This is a genomic window from Alteribacillus sp. YIM 98480 (assembly GCF_009765375.1).
GTDB lineage: Bacteria > Bacillota > Bacilli > Bacillales > Marinococcaceae > Alteribacillus.
In genome coordinates this window covers 37908-58034 of sequence record NZ_VTOK01000008.1, presented here as the reverse complement: position 1 = coordinate 58034, position 20127 = coordinate 37908, and the positions used below count along the sequence as shown (strand labels likewise).

Below are 20127 nucleotides of genomic sequence, written 5' to 3'. Positions count from 1 at the left end.
AGGAGAAGAAAACAGACAGAAGGGGGAGGGCAAATCCGTCTTCAGTCGGAAGAATTTTTGAAACGAAAACGATATCTTTAACGTATTAGTTAATAAAATACCGAATTTGAACAGAGGTATGGATACATGTGCCCTTAGTTTAAAAAAAGGAAGGGATAGATCATGGAAGAAGAACGTAAACTCATTTTAAAAATGGTAGAAGAAGAAAAAATTTCGCCAGAAGATGGAGCGAAATTGTTAAAAGCGTTAAACCAGGATAACCGTACAGAGAAGTCAGAAAAGGGAGATGAAAAGGCTTCAGAAAAGCAAGAAGAGTCTCCTTTTGCTGCTGAAGAAAAGAACACAGCTGTCTCCGGACCAGAAACATCAAACAGCCTTTCGACCAATGTGAATTGGGATGAAGGCAACAAGCGTTTTGATGAATGGGAACGAGAAAAACGGAAAAAGTCAGATGCCACTACAAGTTTTACCGATTTCATCGACAGTGCTATCCAAAAAATAAAAGAGTTGGACCTGGACTTTAATTTTGGCACGTACCAAAATATCCACCATATTTTTCAGCACAAAAATATGGAACAAACGGTGCTCGATATATCCCTTGAAAATGGTTCGATTGAATTAAAACCCTGGAACGAAAAAGATGTAAAAATAAATTGTGAGGTCAAAGTATATAAAGGGAAAACCCAAGAAGAGGCACGACGGGAATTTTTAAAAGAAACGGCTTTTGAGGTGGAAGGAAACCAGCTGAACTTTTACACGAAAACCAAGTCCATGAAAGTGAATGCCGTGATGTATTTACCGCGCAAGACGTATGAACGTGTTCAGCTCTACACGTTTAATGGGCATTTGAAAGGGGAATTAATAAAAGCGGACAGCTTTTCCGGAAAGGCCGTAAACGGCAGTTTGACCATCGATCACCCCGATCATATGCGGTTCAGTGGTGAAACGGTAAATGGTCCGATAAAATTAAACGGCGGAAAGCTTGATATTGCTGATGTTAAAACAATGAATGGAACGATTGAATTAGATGCTGATATTCGAGACTTAGAAGCGGAATCGGTTAACGGCACAATTGATAGTAAGCTCTCTATCAGTCAAGATGCACGAGCTAGTCTTTCTGCCACCACCGGAAGTATTTTTATTACGATTCCAGAGCACATTCGCACGGAAGGACAGCTAAGAACCAATGTAGGGAATTACAATTATTCATTAAGCGATATGGAAATTACAGAAGAGAAAAAAGATTTTATTCAAAAATCATTACAGTTTACTTCTAATCATGCAGCCTCCCCGCGCTTACGATTGGACGCCACCACGAAAACGGGTTCTATTTCTATAAAACCGAAACATGTGTAAGGAGGAAAAAGAATGAAAAAATTACACCGCAGTCAGCATAATCGCATGCTCGCAGGAGTGTGCGGGGGAATTGCCAATTATTTTAACGTTGATCCAACTTTAATCCGTATCGTGACCGTATTATTAGCTATTATTACCTGGGGGCTGCCTGTGCCCATTGCTTACATTGTCTTAGCTATTATCATGCCTAATGAAGGAGATATCGTCGAATAATGGGCTGTATTGTTCCGTTTATCGTAAATGCGGTAACGCTTATGGTGGTGGCCGGTTTCTTTCAAGGGTTTGAGCTGCAAGGAGTCGGTGCAGCCGTGATGGCGAGCATTATTTTAACGATTATTAATATGCTGGTCCGGCCGCTTCTCGTTGTTCTTACACTGCCAATTACCGTGTTTACTCTCGGACTTTTCATTTTTATCATTAATGCAGCTTTGTTAATGCTTACATCTGAATTAATGGGAGACTCCTTTTATATTTCAGGGTTTGGCATGGCATTACTGGCTGCAATTATTATAGCGATATTAAATATATTTATTAATAACTTCATTGTTGATCCTCTTCGCAGGAAATGATGAAATCGAATGCTGCCCCTTTCTAAGAGGCAGCATTCTTCATGTTTTTTGCTACCGCTTTCCAGCAGCCCCCTAGCTCAAATTTCCACATTTTTTAGAAATCATGCTACAATAGTGAAAGTGTAAAAAAATATGATGTTCTAACCGGGCAAATGCCTGATTGTCGAAATGGTTGGAGGGTAGCATAAATGCCAAAAGTAACGGCAAATGATTTAGTGGAACGTTTTAATCTGGAAGTATTAGCAGGAGAAGATGGTGTGTATCGTGCGATTACAACGAGTGACATTTCCCGTCCGGGTATAGAAATGGCCGGGTTTTTTACCTATTATCCAGCAAAACGTTTACAGTTGTTTGGACGCACAGAACTTTCTTTTTTTCAGCAGTTAAATGATGAGGAAAAAAGTGAACGAATGGAAAAGTTATGTACATATGACACGCCGGGCATTATTATTTCCCGTGGTTTAACAGCACCCCCAGAGCTTATTGAAAGCGCAGAAAAAACGGGAGTGCCCATTATGCGTGCCGACGTTACGACGACCCGTTTAAGCAGTCAGCTGACAAATTATCTGGAAGCTCAGCTAGCTAAGGCCACTGCAGTACATGGTGTTCTTGTCGATATTTATGGGATAGGAGTCCTTTTAACCGGTGCAAGCGGTGTTGGTAAAAGTGAGACAGCACTCGATTTAGTGCGCCGCGGCCACCGGCTTGTTGCAGATGATTCTGTTGAGATCAGTCAGCAGCACGGAGATACTCTTGTAGGCCGGCCTCCTGAATTGATTCAGCATCTTCTTGAAATTCGCGGGCTCGGCATCATTGATGTGATGACACTATTTGGTGCTGGTGCTGTTCGTCCGTTTAAACGAATTGCATTGACGATACACTTAGAACTATGGGATGAGACTAAAGCGTATGATCGTTTAGGGATAGAAGAAGCGAAAATGCAAATTATTGACACGGAAATTCCGAAATACACCATTCCTGTACGTCCGGGACGAAACCTTGCTGTTATTGTAGAAGTAGCAGCTATGAACTTCCGTTTAAAACGTATGGGCATTAATACTGCTCAGCAGTTTTCTGACCGCCTTACCGATGTTATTGAAGACGGAGACCGGGAAGAATTTTAAGTTTAAGATTAGATTGGAGAGAAATCGGTCATGATACATTCGATACAGCCTATGGATCGGATTGCCTTTGAACTGGGGCCGCTCACCGTCTATTGGTACGGAATCATTATTGGTTTAGGGGCGTTTTTAGGTTTTATTATTGCAAACAGAGAAGCTGCCAAACGCGGCATGCCAAAAGATATTTTTGCAGACTTGCTTATATTTGCCATTCCCATCTCTATTATTTGTGCGAGGCTTTATTACGTGATTTTTAGATGGGAGTATTATTCCCAAAACCCAGGACAGATTTTGGCTGTTTGGGAAGGCGGCCTTGCTATTCATGGAGGACTGATTGGAGCTGTCTTAACGACTGTCATTTTTGCACGAAAAAAAAGCGTGTCTTTTTGGAAACTTACTGATATTGCGGCACCAAGTATAATCCTCGGTCAAGCGATTGGACGCTGGGGAAATTTCATGAATCAGGAAGCTCATGGCGGACCGGTATCACGGGATTTTCTTGAAGGATTGCAGCTGCCTGAATTCATTATTAATCAAATGTATATTGATGGGGTCTATTACCATCCTACCTTTTTATATGAATCATTATGGAATATTGCTGGTTTTGTGATTTTGATGTTTTTGCGCCGTGTCAATTTACGTCGCGGAGAACTGTTTTTAAGCTATATTATTTGGTATTCTATCGGTCGTTTTTTCGTAGAAGGAATGCGCACAGACAGTTTGATGATAGGAGACATGCTGCGTGCTGCGCAAGTGTTGTCCTTACTGCTTATTGCTGGATCGATCGTATTGTGGATCTATCGCAGAAAAACAGGGCTCGCTCGTGCTCATTATTTAGATGAAGACGGAGCTGGACTTCGGAAAAACAAAAACCGAAAATCACGAACAAATACAAACAAAAAAAAGAAATAAAGGCCATTCATACGACAACATTTGGCTGGCTTGCCCCTGGTCGTTCGTTCTCGGATGGACTGACAAGTAGTGCTATTATAGAATTTTCACACGCACGCGGACGTTCACCAAAAGCACAGCGGTATGTACAACCGCTGAAGGCCTATGTGATAAACGATGGTGAACCAAAAGAGGAGTCTAATCCTTTCCGCTCTAATAAAAGAGACGATTACCTTAAAGACTTTAAAGTGCTTGTGCTTGTCTTACACCGATGATAGTGATTTTTGCCAATGAAACTGGGGTTTTAAGCGTATGGAGGTTTGAGAGAGATGGAGACGCTGAAAAAGGGACTGAAAGTAGGTCTGCAAACGACGTGGACGCTGGGGAAAATTATTTTTCCGATTACATTCATTATAACCATACTCGGGTTTACTCCATTTTTGGATTGGCTGGCCAGCATGCTTGCACCGCTGATGGGCTGGATTGGACTTCCGGGTGAGGCTGCCATTCCGCTGGTCCTCGGGAACATGTTAAATTTATATGCGGCCATCGGTGCGATATTATCTATGGATTTAACAGTAAAAGAGGTATTTATATTAGCCGTTATGCTGTCTTTTTCTCATAATTTATTCGTAGAATCTGCGGTTGCTGTAAAAGTAGGCATACGCATGTCTGTGGTGCTTGCAGTGCGGCTTGGTCTTGCTTTCTTTTCCGCCTTGATGATTCATTGGATATGGCAGGGAGGGGCGAAGCAGGCTCAGTACGGCCTCGTATCTCAAGAAGGACAGTCTACTGTTAACGGCTGGGAAGGTGCCGTTTGGGAAGGGATAACGAGTGCAATTATGGGTGTGGTACAGATAGCATTAGTCGTTATTCCAATTATGGTGTTTATTCAAGTGATGAAAGATTTAAACTGGCTGCAGGTTTTTTCAAAATGGATGTCGCCGTTTACAAAGATGCTAGGAATCCGTGAAAATACTTCGACTACGCTTGCTTCAGGGGTGATTTTTGGTCTCGCTTTTGGAGCAGGGGTTATGATTCAAGCCATAAAAGAAGATAATGTAAAGAAAAAGGATTTATATCTTGTCTTTATTTTTCTGGTTGCCTGTCATGCTGTTATAGAAGATACACTCATCTTTATTCCGCTGGGTATTCCGGTTCTTCCTTTATTACTAATTAGACTTGTAACGGCTGTTCTGTTAACGATACTGATTGCTTATATTTGGAACAAATCAGAAAAAAGAGATTTTGCCCGTAAGGAGGCAACGTATGACTATTAATACTGTATTATTTGATTTTGATGGAACACTTGTAAATACGAATGAATTGATTATCGCTTCCTTTCAACATGCGTTGGACAGCTATGCACCAGGGCGGTATACGAGAGAAGATATTGTCGGTTATATCGGCCTTCCGCTGACAGAAAGCTTTCGAACAATTGACCCGGACCGTGCTGAGGAGCTCATTGATATGTATCAAAAACATAACCTGGCCCACCATGATGAGCTGATTGAAGAATACGAAGGAGTGGCGGAAACCATCCAAAAACTGCATGAGCAGGGGGTTAAGCTGGGGGTTGTTACGACGAAACGAAAACATACAGCACGCCTGGGACTTGAGGTTTCTGGCTTAATGCCGTATTTTTCCTCTGTTATTACGTTTAATGATGTAGATAAAGTCAAACCGGATGCAGAACCACTCGATAAAGCGATCAAAGAGTTAGGATCACGTCCGGAGGAGACGATGATGGTCGGTGACAGTCAATATGACATTCTTGGCGGAAAAAACGCCGGCGTGAAAACAGCAGGAGTGGCCTGGACGATAAAAGGAGAAGATTACCTGTGCTCGTTTGAACCAGATATTATGTTAAAGAAAATGCCAGATCTGCTTGACTACGTTGGAGTGAAGACGAGATGAGACGGACGGACCGTTTTCCGGTAGAATCAGTCAATTCGCTCTGGCATATTTACAAAACGGTACCGTTCTGGAAAGTGGTAAAAAATTTTATTGTCATCCAAGCTGCGCGTTACACTCCATTTTTGCCGATAAAAAATTGGCTGTACCGGACATTTTTAAAAATGAAGGTTGGAGAAACGACTGCATTTGCGTTAATGGTTATGCCGGATATCATGTTCCCTGAAAAAATCAGCGTCGGTCGAAACAGTGTCATCGGCTACAATACGACGATACTAGCCCATGAGTATTTAATCAAAGAGTACCGCATCGGAAATGTTGAAATAGGGGACGATGTATTAATTGGAGCGAACGCGACGATTTTACCCGGGGTTACGATTGGAAACGGAGCCGTGGTGGCCGCCGGTTCTGTTGTACATAAAGACGTGGCGCCGGGAAGTTTTGTCGGCGGCAACCCGCTACGTGTTATCCGAGAAAAAAAGAATAACGATGATTCCTTCCCGACATAAAGAAATTCTGCTTCGGGAAGTTTCTTTATTTATAGGTTTAAATCATCCTTTTTATGAAAACAACAAGCCAAGTATACGAAGAACATCGGGATCTGCCTTGTAGATAGAGGGAAGTTTTTCGAGGAACTGAGAGAAGGCAGGATTTATTACAGATTCAAAATCCCATGCCAGCCTCTTATATACCGTTGTAACCTTGATTTATCGACCGCTTTTTAAAGCTATTCACTAAACCTAACAATGGATTCAACAAAGTGCCTTCATCTTCCTATTGACGGATAATGGGAAGCCGTGTAAACTACACGATATATTCTTTATCTCATTAGTACATTAGCAGACTAAAGCGTTCGGTAATAATATTTAAAATATACATAAATGATAAAAGCGATATGGAAAGCAGACGGAAGGAGCATTCTAATCATGAGCAAACCTTTTATGTTTGAAAAGCCGGTCGGAATGAGAGATACGCTGCCGGCTTACTATCAAACAAAAAATAAAGTAAGAGAACGGATGGAAAAAGAAATAGACTGCTGGGGTTATCTGCCTATTGAGACTCCTGCTTTGGAATACTACGACACTGTCGGCACTGCTTCAGCGATATTGGATCAGCAGCTTTTTAAACTGCTTGACCAAGAAGGGAACACACTTGTGCTTCGTCCGGATATGACAGCACCCATTGCACGGGTCGCAGCTTCGAGCTTAAAAGATCAAGCTTTCCCGCTCCGTCTCTCTTATCACAGCCCGCTGTTTCGTGCACAGCAAAGAGAAGGAGGACGCCCCGCTGAGTTTGAACAGATGGGAGTGGAACTTGTCGGAGACGGAACAGCAAGTGCAGACGGGGAAGTTATCGCACTAATGGCAGCAGCATTAAAAAAAGCAGGACTTCAAGATTTTCAAATAGCGATCGGCCATATCGGCTATGTAAATGCTCTGCTGCTTGATGTAGTAGGAAGCGAAGAAAGAGCAAATACGCTCCGCCGTTACTTATATGAGAAAAATTATGTAGGCTTTAAACAACATGTAAAGAGTCTTCCTCTTTCTTCTATTGATGAAAAACGTCTCCTTTCTTTATTAAAGTTGAGAGGCGGACAGGAAAAATTAAAAGATGCCGAAGAACTCGTTCAAAATGGAGAAGCGGCAAAAGCATTAAATGACTTGCATCAGCTTTGGGATGTGCTAGAAGGTTATGGGGTAAGTGAGCATATAAAGCTTGATTTGAACCTCGTTATGCATATGAGCTATTACACAGGTGTGGTTTTTGAAGGGTATGGAAGTAAATTAGGCTTTCCATTATCAAGCGGAGGCCGTTATGATGAGTTGCTGCAAAACTTCAACCGCCCGGCTCAAGCAACAGGGTTTGGCATTCGCTTGGATTTACTCGTAGAGGCGCTTGGGGATACAGAAGAATTACCTGAACAAACGTGTATCCTTTTTAGTAAAGAGCGCAGAAAAGAAGCCATCGAAGAAGCAGGACAGCTTCGCGAAAGCGGCAAAAGGGTCGTACTGCAAGACTTGCAAGGTGTTGAAAACGTTGATGAACTAAGCGAAGCCTTTGCCGAAGTGTACTATTTTATCGGAAAGAAGCAAGGAGGCGCCAGCAATGAGTGAACCATTGACAGTAGCAATGCCAAAGGGACGAATTTTTGAAGAAGCAGCAGAGCTTCTTCGAGAAGCTGATTTTCCGCTTCCGCCAGAATTTGATGACTCTCGTAAATTAATAGTAGATGCGCCGGAAGCTGATCTTCGTTTTATTTTAGCCAAACCAATGGACGTACCGACCTATGTAGAGCACGGTGTGGCAGATCTCGGAGTGGCGGGAAAAGATACGATGATTGAAGAAGAGCGCGACGTATATGAAGTGCTTGATTTGAATATCAGTGAATGCTACCTTGCTGTCGCTGGACTGCCTGGCTATGAAAAAACAGATATCAATCCAAAAGTAGCATCGAAATACCCTAACCTTGCCACCCAGTATTTTAAAGAACAAGGCGAACAAGTAGAAATCATTAAATTGAACGGGTCGATTGAACTGGCTCCTCTCGTTGGACTTGCTGATCGAATCGTAGATATTGTATCTACCGGCCGTACATTAAGAGAAAATGGTCTGGTAGAATTAGAAACAATTGTCCCTATCACCTCCAGATTGATTGTGAACCCGGTGAGCTACCGTGTGAAAGATGCTCGTATTGATGATTTAGTTGAACGTCTTGCCAGAGTGGTAGAGGAGGATGAAGCGTGAAAATTATTGAACTAACAGGAGATGTTAGTCTCACTCGAGACATTGAAACCGGCACAGAAAAGCAAAGAGAATCCGTAGGCGCTATTATTAACCAAGTGCGTCAAAACGGTGATAAAGCCCTGACAGATCTTACGGAAATGTATGACGGTGTCCGATTGGAAAATCTTTTTGTTACTGAAGAAGAGATGAAAGAAGCGTATGACCATATTGATCAGCAAACGCTTGAATCTCTACGCCGGGCCAGCAGGAATATTCGTTCTTTTCATGAACGCCAAACTCGTCAGTCCTGGGTAACGACAAATGAAGACGGCACGATGCTCGGACAAAAAATTACACCGCTCGATTCTGCCGGCGTTTATGTTCCAGGAGGCAAGGCTGCGTATCCTTCTACGATTATGATGAATGTGATTCCAGCACAGGTCGCCGGGGTGAGAAACATTATAATGACGTCCCCGCCCGACCGAGAAGGCAAGCTTGCTCCTGCTGTTCTTGTGACTGCTGCTGAGCTTGGTGTTACTCACATTTTAAAAGCCGGAGGAGCTCAAGCTGTTGCAGCTCTTGCTTATGGGACAGAAACCGTTCCGTCTGTCGATAAAATTACGGGTCCGGGCAACATTTTTGTCGCTCTTGCAAAACGCGAAGTATTTGGCCAGGTTGATATTGATATGATTGCCGGACCAAGTGAAATTGTAGTGTTAGCGGATGACACAGCCCGTTCTGATTATGTAGCGGCAGATCTTCTGTCTCAGGCCGAACATGATGAAATGTCATCTGCGGTATTAGTGACAACCTCTAAAACGCTCGCAGAAAACGTACAAACAGAAATAGAAAAACAGATCGCTGAACTGCCAAGAAAAGAAATTGCTTCTGCATCCATCAAGGACCATGGCGCAATTTATACAGCGGCTGGACTGGATGAAGCGGTGGAAGCAGTAAACCAGCTCGCGCCCGAACACTTAGAAATCATAACCGCAAAGCCAAATGAACTGCTAGGTAAAATTCGTCATGCCGGAGCTATTTTTCTCGGTCCATTAAGCGCCGAACCGGTTGGGGATTATTTTGCCGGTCCGAACCATGTCCTGCCAACCAATGGAACGGCCCGTTTTTCAAGCCCATTAAATGTCGATGATTTTACGAAAAAATCAAGCATTATCTCTTACAGCCAAACAGCTTTTGAGCGGGATGCTGAAGACATAGCAGTGATTGCAAGATTAGAAGGATTAGAAGCTCACGCTCGCTCCATAGAGGTTCGGAAAAAGGGGGAGAACTAATGGCAGAACGTATTAGCTCTATAGAAAGAAATACGGGAGAAACCCAGATTCATTTAGATATGAATATTGATGGAGAAGGCCAAAGCAATATTTCCACGGGCGTCCCATTTATGACACATATGCTCGATTTATTTACGAAACACGGGCACTTTGATCTAACGATTAACGCCAAAGGAGATACCGAAGTAGATGATCACCATACGACCGAAGATATCGGCATTTGCCTAGGTCAGGTTTTTAAGGACGCTCTCGGTGATAAAAAAGGGATCCGCCGCTACGGAAACTCGTTTGTTCCAATGGATGAAACACTAGCGCAAGTGGTCGTAGATTTAAGCAATCGCCCGCATCTAGAATGTCGTGCAGAGTTTCCAAGTCAGAAAGTCGGTACATTTGACACGGAACTGGTGCATGAATTTTTATGGAAGTTTGCACTAGAAGCCCGGATGAACCTTCATGTGATTGTTCATTATGGCTGCAATACCCATCATATTATTGAAGCGATCTTTAAAGCAATGGCTCGTGCTCTAGATGAGGCAACGCAAATAGATGAGCGCGTAAAAGGTGTGCCGTCTACGAAGGGAATGCTTTAAACAGGGCACAGCGAGCTAAGATAAAATTAGAAAGAAGTGCCGCTCCAATGTTTCGAAGCGCTGAAAGAACGAAGGGAAGAGCTGAAAAGGCGAGAAAAAGCGCTGAATATGGGATGAAAAGCGCTGAATCAGGGAGTTAAAGTGCTGAAGAGCTGAATCACGACCATGAAGCGCTGAAATATCCAAAAGAAGTTCTGAAAATAACCGGTAGAGCGCTGAAAGAAAGAAGGGAAGAGCTGAAAAGGCGAGAAGAAGCGCTGAATATAGGATGAAAAGCGCTGAGTCAAGGAGTTAAAGAGCTGAAAAGGCGAGAAGAAGCGCTGAATATGGGATGAAAAGCGCTGAATCAGGGAGTTAAAGTGCTGAAGAGCTGAATCACGACCATGAAGCGCTGAAATATCCAAAAAGAGTTCTGAAAATAACCGGTAGAGTGCTGGAACATCACAGCATACACCAAATCGCAGCACCTTGCCAAATCTCAGCAGTGACTCGCCAAACCAAAATAAAACCAGAAAAACAATAAAGAAAGGAATGAGTTGGGCATGATCGGGATTATTGATTACGGTATGGGAAATCTGCACAGTGTCAGCAAAGCACTAGAACGGCTCGACCTTTCTTATTTCTTATCCGAAGACCCAGAAGAGCTTGAGAAAGCGGATGGATTGATTTTACCAGGAGTAGGTTCTTTTCGAGATGCTATGACATTGCTCAAAGAAAAGCAGCAGGAAGAGTTTATTAAAACATGGGCAGCTGATGGAAAACCGCTTCTAGGCATTTGTCTTGGCATGCAGTTATTGTTTGAAGGCAGCGAAGAAAACGGAGATACAGAAGGGCTCGGTTTTTTACCTGGCTATGCGAGACTTTTCAAAGGAAAGAGCGAAAACGGAGAAGCATATAAAGTTCCGCACATGGGATGGAATAAACTGGGATTTGAACAGCCGGAACATGATTTGCTGCAAAATACAGAAGAAGGCCACGTATATTTCGTTCATTCCTACGTGATTGAAACGCCAGACAAAGATGTTCTGGTAGCGACAAGCGATTACTATCAAGAAGTACCTGCCGTTGTAGGACGCGGACGCATCATGGGAACCCAATTTCACCCTGAAAAAAGCAGCCGGCTTGGCATGAAAATGCTGGATAACTTCGGGAAAGTAGTCGCAGAAGGGAGCCGGACATATGAGTGAATTTAAAATATACCCAGCCATTGATATCCGCGGTGGAAAATGTGTTCGTCTGCTGCAAGGCGATTATGATAAAGAAACGGTTTACGGTGACTCTCCAGTTGATATGGCAGCACGCTTTGAAAAAGCCGGTGCTTCCTGGATACATATGGTAGATTTAGATGGAGCGAAAGAAAAAAAACGTGTTAACGATGAGTTTGTCGTAAAAGCGGCAAAAGAGCTTTCTGCTAACGTTCAGGTAGGCGGTGGAATTCGTACGGCAGAAGATGTGGCGTATTATCTCGAAAATGGGGTGGCACGCGTCATTTTAGGAAGTGTAGCGGTACAGCACCCTGACTTTGCAAAAGAAATGCTAGCAAAATACAAAGAAAAAATTGCAATCGGCCTTGATGCAAGAGATGGATATGTGGCGGTAAATGGCTGGCTGGAAACATCTGAAGTAACAGCCGTTGCACTTGGGCAGAAAATGGCCGAATACGGAGCAGAAACGTTTATTTTCACAGATATTGCAAAAGATGGTATGTTATCCGGCCCCAATGTTGAAGCCATTGCAGAGCTCGCAAAAGCGACGGGGAAAAAAGTAATTGCATCGGGAGGAGTCAGTAAACTGGACGATTTAAAAGAACTGGCAAACTACCGAAATGAGGGTGTTGCAGGTGCCATTGTAGGTAAAGCAATTTATACAGATAAAGTCGACCTCAAACAGGCGCTGACGGAGGTGGATCAATAAATGCTGACGAAGCGAATTATTCCATGCTTGGATGTAAAAGAAGGACGCGTTGTTAAAGGGGTTCAGTTTGTTGACCTTCGCGACGCTGGTGATCCAGTAGAGCTTGCTGCTTTTTATGATGAACAGGGAGCGGACGAACTAGTATTTCTTGATATTTCTGCGTCTCATGAAGGACGGAAAACAATGGTGGAAGTTGTAAAAGAAGTGGCTGGAACCCTTGCTATTCCATTTACTGTAGGAGGCGGCATCAATTCTTTGGGTGACATGCGTACAATCCTGCGGGCAGGGGCAGATAAAGTATCGCTGAATACAGCTGCGGTAAAACGGCCTGAACTAATTACAGAAGGCGCAGATTACTTCGGTTCACAATGTATTGTGGTTGCTATTGATGCAAAATATGAAGAAGAGCTCGGATCCTGGAGAATTTATACGCACGGCGGGCGCACCCCGACCGACTGGGAAGTATCCGACTGGGCCAAAGAAGTCGTCCGCCTCGGTGCCGGGGAAATTTTATTAACAAGTATGGATCAGGACGGCGCTAAAACGGGGTTTGATCAGGCTTTAACGGAAAAAGTAAATGAAGCCGTATCCGTTCCAGTGATTGCATCAGGAGGAGCAGGAGCTAAAGAACATTTTGTAGATATATTTGAAGAGGCACAAGCAGATGCTGCATTAGCTGCTTCCATTTTTCATTATAAAGAAACTTCTGTGGAAGAAGTGAAAACGTATTTAAGAGAGAATGGGGTGTTGGTGCGATGAATATAGAAGAGCTTTCATTTGATGAAAAAGGGCTTATTCCTGCAATTGTTCAAGATGCTGTTAGTAAAGAAGTGCTGACACTCGCTTATATGAACAAAGAATCCCTTACAAAAACAATGGAGACAAAAGAGACCTGGTTTTACAGCCGTTCAAGACAGGAACTTTGGCATAAAGGAGAAACATCTGGGAACACTCAGCAAGTAACAGATATCCGCTACGATTGTGACCAAGACGCACTGGTCGTAAAAGTGACCCCTCATGGACCTGCCTGTCACAAAGGTACGTACAGCTGTTTTAGTCAATCTCTTTTAGAAGAAGAAAAAACAGAGGCCCACGCCGGCCGTTTCGATATTTTAAATCAATTAGAGCAAACGATTGCGGCAAGAGAAGCAGAAATGCCGGAAGGGGCTTATACGACATACCTGTTTACCGAAGGTGTGGATAAAATTTTAAAGAAAGTTGGAGAAGAAGCAAGCGAAGTAATCATTGCTTCTAAAAATCGTGATGCTGAGGAACTGAAATGGGAAAGTGCGGATCTTTTGTATCACCTTTTTGTCCTGCTTCGCGAACAAAAACTACCGCTTGATCACGTATTAGGTGTACTTGAACAACGCCATGGGAAATAAAGGAAACAGTGTACAAACACCTCGTTTATGGAAGCGGCCGTTTTTCTGCATCGAATGCGTGAATGGCCATGCTGCCGCTTTCTTGTTCCTTAATAAATACTTACGAGTGTAAAAGATAATGCCTGTTTTAGCTGTTCAAAAAGGGGGAAATTCCCTAAATGAACAGCTTTTTTTCCTTTCTGTCTGATGATATACTAGGCATATTGCAACGGTGCTCCTAATGGAGGGGAAGGAAGTTTATGAAAACTCAAAATGAACAAAAACAAGGACAAGTGATTCCTTTTATACAAAATGGTGAATACTTTTTTAAACGGGGCGTCACGGCTTATCAAAAAAAAGAGCTGACACGCGCCGTTAAGTATTTACGACGAGCGGTTGAATTAAATCCAGAACAAGGAGTATTTCACTGCCAACTGGCTGCTATATACGCGGACATGGCAGAATACGAAAAATCAAATGAATTACTTCTTTATGTTCTTGATGAGTTAGATGAATCGATGTATGAGTGTTATTTTTTCTTGGCGAACAATTATGCTTATCAAGGATTGTTCGACCGGGCAAGAGAAACGGCAAAGCTTTACTTGCGTTTTGTTCCAGAAGGGGACTTTGCAGCTGATACCGAAGATTTGCTTCAGCTTTTAAAGCTTGAAGACGTCGAGGAAGAGCCCGAAGATGATTTTACAAAAACGGGAGACGAACTAATTATAACGTATGAAAAAGCCGTACGTATGATAGAAGAAGAAAGATATTATGAAGCGGAAACGCTGCTTGAAAATATTATTACTGATTATCCGGCTTATTGGCCTGCTCAAAGTCAGCTCGCCCGCGTGCTTCATTTAAAAGGCCAGACAGAAGAGGCATTAGCTTACACGAAAGACTTGTTAAAAGAAAATGCATATTTGCCAGCAGTATGTCAGTTAGCCGTTTTATATAAAGAAATGGGAAGAGAAAAAGAAGCTTCTGAAATAGCAGAGATGTTAAAAAGAACGGTGCCTTTAGATAAAGATCATTTACAAAGGATTGCTTCAACCTTATGCAGGTTAAGAGAGTATGACGAAGCGTATTATTTTTTCCGGATGCTTGCACAGCGTTTTGGTTCAGAAGACGAAAATTTCTTCTTTCAATACGGTGTAGCTGCATATCAAACAAAGCGTTACAACCAAGCAGAAAAATGGTGGAGACAAGCACAGATAAGAAATCATCACGGAGCCTCTGTCTTATTAGAAAAGATGCAGCATGGACTTTTGACAGCAAGCGATGTGAACCATGAATCTTATCAGCACCATCAACTGTAATTGTTTTCTGCTATATTATTTCCCCAAGCAGAATATTGGACTTAATTGCTCGATTTATTTACGATAAGGCATGAATAAGACAAATCACAATGTATTCGCTAAAGCTTCACAGGGGATATTATGGATATGAAAGAGGAGTGAATCATCATGTCAGAAGAAAAAATTTATGATGTCATCATAGCAGGTGCCGGCCCGGCAGGTATGACAGCTGCTGTATATACGTCCCGTGCTGAAATGGATACACTTATGCTTGAACGCGGTGTACCAGGCGGACAAATGGCTAATACAGAAGATGTGGAGAACTATCCGGGATTTGATCATATTCTCGGTCCGGACCTTTCTAATAAAATGTTTGAACATGCGAGAAAATTTGGTGCGGAGTACGCTTATGGTGATGTAAAAGAAATCATAGACGGAAAAGAGTACAAAACGGTAAGAGCAGGCGGAAAAGAGTATAAAACACGCTCGGTTATCGTTGCAACAGGTGCAGAATATAAGCAGCTCGGTGTACCAGGCGAAAAAGAATTGGGAGGACGCGGTGTCTCTTATTGTGCGGTGTGTGACGGCGCGTTTTTCCGCAATAAAGAAATTGTTGTTGTCGGTGGCGGAGATTCAGCTGTCGAAGAGGCTGTTTACTTGACGCGTTTTGCTTCTAAAGTAACAGTAGTCCACCGCCGTGATCAGCTCCGTGCTCAAAAGATTCTGCAGCAGCGCGCGTTTGTCAATGATAAAATTGAATTTAAATGGGACACAGTTGTGAAAGAAATTAACGAAAACAATGGTAAAGTCGGCAGTGTCACACTCACTGATTTGAAGTCTGGAGAGGATTATGAATTCGAAACAGAGGGTGCATTTATTTATATCGGGATGCTGCCTTTAAACGACGCTGTTAAAGGCTTGGATATTTTAAATGAAGAAGGGTACGTTGTGACAAACGAAGAAATGGAAACAAAAATTCCTGGCATTTTTGCAGCCGGAGACCTCCGTGAAAAATCTCTTCGTCAAATTGTGACAGCTACTGGCGACGGATCGCTAGCAGCACAGACGGCACAGCATTATGTAGAAGAATTGAAAAATACAGTCGAAGCATAACAAAAAAGATGTTTACAATTTTAAATCGATTTTAACGCTACTGTAACAAATATGAAATAAATATAGAGTAGAATGGAAACAGTAATTGACCCCCTTTTTATATATCCTGGTGTAGCACAGGCAAATGCCTGTGCTCTTTTTTTGCATCAAATAGAGAAATTTTGACATTAACATTAGTGCTTTTCTAAATATTTTTATCAGAAAGGTGTAAAAAATTGAGCAATCCCCCGCTCTTTTAGTATACTAGAAAGAGTAAATGTGAGGTGATGAACATGCAGCGTGTGACAAATTGTGTACTAACCGATCATGATCACGTTCTTATGCTTCAAAAACCGAGCCGTAACTGGTGGGTCGCACCCGGTGGTAAAATGGAGGCAGGGGAATCTGTACGGGATTCTGTTGTCCGTGAATTTTGGGAAGAAACAGGTGTTACGGTGAAAAACCCTGTTATTAGAGGGATTTTCACTTTTTTAATCATAGAAGATGAAAAAGTTATTTCCGAGTGGATGATGTTTACTTTTAGCGCTAACAAATGGGAAGGAAATTTATTAAAAAAGTCACCAGAAGGAATTCTTTCCTGGCAGCCAAAAGAACAAGTAAAAGCTCTATCCATGGCAGAAGGAGACCGGAAGATTTGGCAGCATATTTTAGAAAATAGCGGTGTATTATACGGGACATTCCGCTACAGCCCAACCTATCAATTAATATCAAGTGAATTGCAAAATGACGAAAACATTTGAATAAGATAGAGAGAAGGGACGGATACAGTGATGGGGCAGCCAAATGAGGATATCCAGGTAGTAATCATTACCGGAATGTCTGGGGCAGGCAAAACAGTTGCTATGCAAAGCTTTGAAGATTTAGGATATTATTGTGTTGACAATCTCCCGCCAGCATTAATTCCCACATTTATTGATCTAATAGAAAGCTCCGGCGGTAAAATGAATAAAGTAGCTTTAGTTATAGATTTACGGGGCAGAGAGTTTTTTGATCATTTATTTGAAGCGGTCGATCAATTAAGATTGAAAACGAATTTACGGACTCATATATTATTTTTAGATGCTAAAGATAATGTTCTTGTCCAGCGTTATAAAGAAACACGCCGTTCTCATCCGCTTGCTGCTGAAGAAGCGCCGCTTGAAGGGATTCAACATGAACGAGAAATTCTAGAGGATTTAAAAGGCAGAGCCCGGCAGATTATTGATACGAGTGATTTAAAGCCTAAACAGCTGCGCGAACGCATCATTCAATCTTTTACAGGTCCGGAAAAAGACGCATTTTCTGTTAATGTTATGTCCTTTGGATTTAAATATGGTCTGCCAATCGATGCTGATCTTGTCTTTGATGTCCGTTTTTTGCCAAATCCCCATTACATTGAACACCTTCAGCCAAAAACAGGATTAGAAGAAGAAGTCTCTTCGTATGTGTTAAAATGGTCGGAGACAAAAGAATTTATGAAAAAATTAATTGATATGTTAGAGTATATGCTTCCTCAATATAAACGCGAAGGCAAAAGCCAGCTCATTATTGCGATTGGCTGTACAGGAGGCAAGCATCGATCCGTAACCCTGGCTGAGTATATTGCAGATTATTTTGCCGGAGACTACGCCACCCATAAAAGTCACCGGGATGTAGAGAAAGGAAAGAAATATAATCGTGGATAAGCCGAATATTGTTGTCATCGGCGGAGGGACAGGACTTTCTGTACTGCTTAGGGGGCTTAAAACCTTCCCGGTTAACATTACAGCTATTGTAACCGTTGCTGATGATGGCGGCAGTTCAGGAATACTTCGCAAAGAATTAAATATTCCTCCTCCTGGGGACGTCCGCAACGTTCTCGTCGCACTTGCTGAAGTAGAACCAATGATTGAGCAATTATTTCAGCACCGTTTTGAAAATGGAAATGGTCTTTCCGGACATTCCCTGGGAAACTTGCTTCTTGCCGGTATGACTTCGATTACCGGTGATTTTGCTAGAGGGATAAGTGAACTTAGTACTGTGTTAAATGTTAGAGGAAAAGTGTTCCCGGCAGCAAATCAAAGCATTGAATTGCATGCTGAAATGACAGATGGTTCATTTGTAAAAGGAGAATCAAGTATTCCGAAATCAGGCAAGCATATTAAAAGAGTATTTTTATCTCCTTCTACCATTCAGCCGCTGCCAGAAAGTCTAGAAGCGATCCAAAAAGCTGATTTAATTGTCTTAGGACCTGGAAGTCTTTATACGAGTGTCATCCCAAATTTGCTCGTTCCTGGTATTACAAAAGCAATACATGAAGCGCGAGCAAGAAAAGTTTATATCTGCAACGGAATGACACAAGCAGGAGAGACAGATCACTTCTCCGCTTCTCACCATGTTGAAGCTATTTACAAGCACACGGGCAATGGCGTGATTGATACCGTACTTGTTAATAATGGCAGCATCCCGGAAACGATTATTAAACGTTACCAAGAGGAAAATGCTGCACCAGTTCAATGTGATGATAATAAAATAGACAGTCTTGGTTTGAGAGTCATTAAAGATGAGTTTATGCAATTTAAAGATAATCTTTTACGCCACGATGCAGTAAAAGTTTCTCAGTCTTTATTAACCGAACTATAAAGAAAAGGCAGGAAAGGCCGCTTCTGAAAAGATACGGCCCTAACGAGTAAAAGGGCGGTGATTCAACCATGTCATCCTTTGCGGCTATGACAAAAAAAGAGTTAACTCAATTTGAGACAGATGATTGTTGTGCGAAGGCTGAACTGGCTGCATTAATAAGAATGAATGGTTCTATATCTTTTGGAAAGAAAGAGATGCTTTTAGATGTTTCTACTGAAAATGCAGCAATAGCGCGGCGTATATACAAGTTAATAAAAAAGGTGTACCGAGGAACAGTTGTTGAATTGATGGTAAGAAAAAAGATGCGTTTAAAAAAAAATAACGTATACTTAGTACGTATCTCAGAAGAAGCACGGGAGCTTTTAAGTGATTTAAGCATAATGAAAGACGGGTATCGTTTTATTCGTTCGATTTCTCCCGATATTATTAAAAACAACTGCTGCAAACGCGCATATCTACGAGGAGCTTTTTTAGCGGGAGGGTCGGTCAATCATCCAGAAACCTCGTCTTATCATTTAGAAATATTTTCTTTATATGAAGAACATAATAAAGCATTACGTGACTTATTACTTGAATTTTACCTTCCCTCAAAAAGTTTAGAAAGAAAAAAAGGGTTTATCTTATACATTAAAGAAAGTGAAAAAATAACAGAATTTCTAAATGTCATAGGTGCCCATCAAGCTCTTCTTTATTTTGAAGATGTCCGCATCATGAAGGATATGAGAAATTCGGTAAACCGTCTTGTCAATTGCGAAACTGCTAACTTAAACAAAACAGTTGGTGCAGCATTGAGACAAGTGGAAAATATTCAGCTCGTTGACAATGAAATAGGCCTGCAGCATTTACCAGATAAAGTTAGAGAAATTGCAGAGCTTCGTGTTAAACATCAAGACGTTACCCTAAAAGAACTCGGAGAAATGGTACCGAATGGTCCAGTAAGTAAATCAGGGGTCAATCACCGCCTTCGAAAAATTGATCAATTAGCAGAAAAAATTCGAAAAGGCGAGACCGTCCAACTAGAAAAAACGTAAGCATTGATAAACTTAAATGGAGGAGATGTGAGTGATAGAAAACACAGTTGAAGTAAAATTAAAAACAGGGTTACAAGCAAGGCCAGCAGCATTATTCGTACAGGAAGCAAACCGTTTCCAGTCAAATATTCATCTTCAAAAAGACGATAAAAAAGTAAATGCAAAAAGTATCATGGGAGTTATGAGTCTGGCTGTTCGCAACGGCGGAACGCTGCAGATTATAACGGAAGGTACGGATGAAGAAGAGGCTATGCAGGCTTTAACGGACTATGTAGAAAAAGAAGAATAAGAAAAGCTCCGGTTCCTTTTGTGTAGGACCGGAGCTTTTTCTGTTTTTTAAAAGGTAAGAAAT

Annotated in this window: 23 protein-coding genes; all 23 read left to right on the top strand. The window is 42.0% G+C overall.

The genetic code is table 11. From position 1 onward, the window contains the following. Nucleotides 1–162 precede the first annotated feature (162 nt). Nucleotides 163–1356: a DUF4097 family beta strand repeat-containing protein gene (locus tag FZF09_RS11515; RefSeq protein ID WP_158736745.1), complete on the top strand. Its 1194-nt coding sequence runs from the start codon at nucleotides 163–165 to the stop codon at nucleotides 1354–1356. A 12-nt stretch (nucleotides 1357–1368) separates the two neighbouring features. Then, a complete protein-coding gene (locus tag FZF09_RS11510; protein ID WP_158736744.1) occupies nucleotides 1369–1569 on the top strand; it encodes a PspC domain-containing protein in 201 nt (66 codons plus the stop codon). Then, nucleotides 1569–1925, top strand: coding sequence for a phage holin family protein (locus tag FZF09_RS11505; RefSeq protein ID WP_158736743.1), 357 nt, complete (start codon nucleotides 1569–1571; stop codon nucleotides 1923–1925). Before FZF09_RS11510 ends, FZF09_RS11505 begins: the two co-directional genes overlap by 1 nt. Before the next feature lie 188 nt (nucleotides 1926–2113). Then, complete coding sequence (gene hprK / locus FZF09_RS11500; protein WP_158736742.1) at nucleotides 2114–3049, top strand: HPr(Ser) kinase/phosphatase; 936 nt, start codon at nucleotides 2114–2116, stop codon at nucleotides 3047–3049. A gap of 30 nt (nucleotides 3050–3079) precedes the next feature. Next, complete coding sequence (lgt, locus tag FZF09_RS11495; protein ID WP_158736741.1) at nucleotides 3080–3958, top strand: prolipoprotein diacylglyceryl transferase; 879 nt, start codon at nucleotides 3080–3082, stop codon at nucleotides 3956–3958. A gap of 308 nt (nucleotides 3959–4266) precedes the next feature. Continuing rightward, entirely contained in the window at nucleotides 4267–5217 is a 951-nt protein-coding gene (locus FZF09_RS11490) for a nucleoside recognition domain-containing protein (protein WP_158736740.1), read from the top strand. Next, nucleotides 5207–5854, top strand: coding sequence for a pyrophosphatase PpaX (ppaX, locus tag FZF09_RS11485; protein WP_158736739.1), 648 nt, complete (start codon nucleotides 5207–5209; stop codon nucleotides 5852–5854). The genes FZF09_RS11490 and ppaX overlap by 11 nt, the downstream gene beginning before the upstream one ends. Then, nucleotides 5851–6360, top strand: coding sequence for an acyltransferase (locus FZF09_RS11480; RefSeq protein ID WP_158736738.1), 510 nt, complete (start codon nucleotides 5851–5853; stop codon nucleotides 6358–6360). The genes ppaX and FZF09_RS11480 overlap by 4 nt, the downstream gene beginning before the upstream one ends. 417 nt (nucleotides 6361–6777) lie before the next feature. After that, nucleotides 6778–7965 (top strand): ATP phosphoribosyltransferase regulatory subunit, encoded by a 1188-nt coding sequence (locus FZF09_RS11475; RefSeq protein ID WP_158736737.1) that lies wholly within the window; start codon nucleotides 6778–6780, stop codon nucleotides 7963–7965. Further along, the gene (gene hisG, locus FZF09_RS11470) at nucleotides 7958–8596 is read left to right on the top strand and encodes an ATP phosphoribosyltransferase (protein ID WP_158736736.1); all 639 of its coding nucleotides are present in this window, start codon (nucleotides 7958–7960) and stop codon (nucleotides 8594–8596) included. Before FZF09_RS11475 ends, hisG begins: the two co-directional genes overlap by 8 nt. After that, nucleotides 8593–9867 carry a histidinol dehydrogenase gene (hisD, locus tag FZF09_RS11465; protein WP_158736735.1) on the top strand — a complete coding sequence of 425 codons (1275 nt, stop codon included), beginning with the start codon at nucleotides 8593–8595 and terminating at the stop codon, nucleotides 9865–9867. Before hisG ends, hisD begins: the two co-directional genes overlap by 4 nt. Beyond that, nucleotides 9867–10457, top strand: coding sequence for an imidazoleglycerol-phosphate dehydratase HisB (hisB, locus tag FZF09_RS11460; protein ID WP_158736734.1), 591 nt, complete (start codon nucleotides 9867–9869; stop codon nucleotides 10455–10457). Before hisD ends, hisB begins: the two co-directional genes overlap by 1 nt. Before the next feature lie 542 nt (nucleotides 10458–10999). Further along, on the top strand, nucleotides 11000–11644 hold the full coding sequence (gene hisH, locus FZF09_RS11455) for an imidazole glycerol phosphate synthase subunit HisH (RefSeq protein ID WP_158736733.1): 645 nt from the start codon (nucleotides 11000–11002) through the stop codon (nucleotides 11642–11644). Further along, complete coding sequence (hisA, locus tag FZF09_RS11450; RefSeq protein ID WP_158736732.1) at nucleotides 11637–12371, top strand: 1-(5-phosphoribosyl)-5-[(5-phosphoribosylamino)methylideneamino]imidazole-4-carboxamide isomerase; 735 nt, start codon at nucleotides 11637–11639, stop codon at nucleotides 12369–12371. The genes hisH and hisA overlap by 8 nt, the downstream gene beginning before the upstream one ends. Continuing rightward, complete coding sequence (hisF, locus tag FZF09_RS11445; RefSeq protein ID WP_158736731.1) at nucleotides 12372–13130, top strand: imidazole glycerol phosphate synthase subunit HisF; 759 nt, start codon at nucleotides 12372–12374, stop codon at nucleotides 13128–13130. After that, nucleotides 13127–13756 carry a bifunctional phosphoribosyl-AMP cyclohydrolase/phosphoribosyl-ATP diphosphatase HisIE gene (gene hisIE, locus FZF09_RS11440; RefSeq protein WP_158736730.1) on the top strand — a complete coding sequence of 210 codons (630 nt, stop codon included), beginning with the start codon at nucleotides 13127–13129 and terminating at the stop codon, nucleotides 13754–13756. The genes hisF and hisIE overlap by 4 nt, the downstream gene beginning before the upstream one ends. 239 nt (nucleotides 13757–13995) lie before the next feature. Further along, nucleotides 13996–15051: a tetratricopeptide repeat protein gene (locus tag FZF09_RS11435; protein ID WP_158736729.1), complete on the top strand. Its 1056-nt coding sequence runs from the start codon at nucleotides 13996–13998 to the stop codon at nucleotides 15049–15051. Between the two features lie 147 nt (nucleotides 15052–15198). Next, nucleotides 15199–16143 (top strand): thioredoxin-disulfide reductase, encoded by a 945-nt coding sequence (trxB, locus tag FZF09_RS11430; protein WP_158736728.1) that lies wholly within the window; start codon nucleotides 15199–15201, stop codon nucleotides 16141–16143. 272 nt (nucleotides 16144–16415) lie between these two features. After that, on the top strand, nucleotides 16416–16883 hold the full coding sequence (locus tag FZF09_RS11425) for an 8-oxo-dGTP diphosphatase (protein ID WP_158736727.1): 468 nt from the start codon (nucleotides 16416–16418) through the stop codon (nucleotides 16881–16883). Between the two features lie 30 nt (nucleotides 16884–16913). Continuing rightward, nucleotides 16914–17807: an RNase adapter RapZ gene (rapZ, locus tag FZF09_RS11420; protein WP_158736726.1), complete on the top strand. Its 894-nt coding sequence runs from the start codon at nucleotides 16914–16916 to the stop codon at nucleotides 17805–17807. Beyond that, complete coding sequence (locus FZF09_RS11415; RefSeq protein ID WP_304503063.1) at nucleotides 17800–18744, top strand: gluconeogenesis factor YvcK family protein; 945 nt, start codon at nucleotides 17800–17802, stop codon at nucleotides 18742–18744. The genes rapZ and FZF09_RS11415 overlap by 8 nt, the downstream gene beginning before the upstream one ends. A 68-nt stretch (nucleotides 18745–18812) precedes the next feature. Next, entirely contained in the window at nucleotides 18813–19775 is a 963-nt protein-coding gene (whiA, locus tag FZF09_RS11410) for a DNA-binding protein WhiA (RefSeq protein ID WP_158736725.1), read from the top strand. A 31-nt stretch (nucleotides 19776–19806) separates the two neighbouring features. Then, a complete protein-coding gene (locus FZF09_RS11405; RefSeq protein WP_158736724.1) occupies nucleotides 19807–20064 on the top strand; it encodes an HPr family phosphocarrier protein in 258 nt (85 codons plus the stop codon). Nucleotides 20065–20127: the final 63 nt, after the last annotated feature.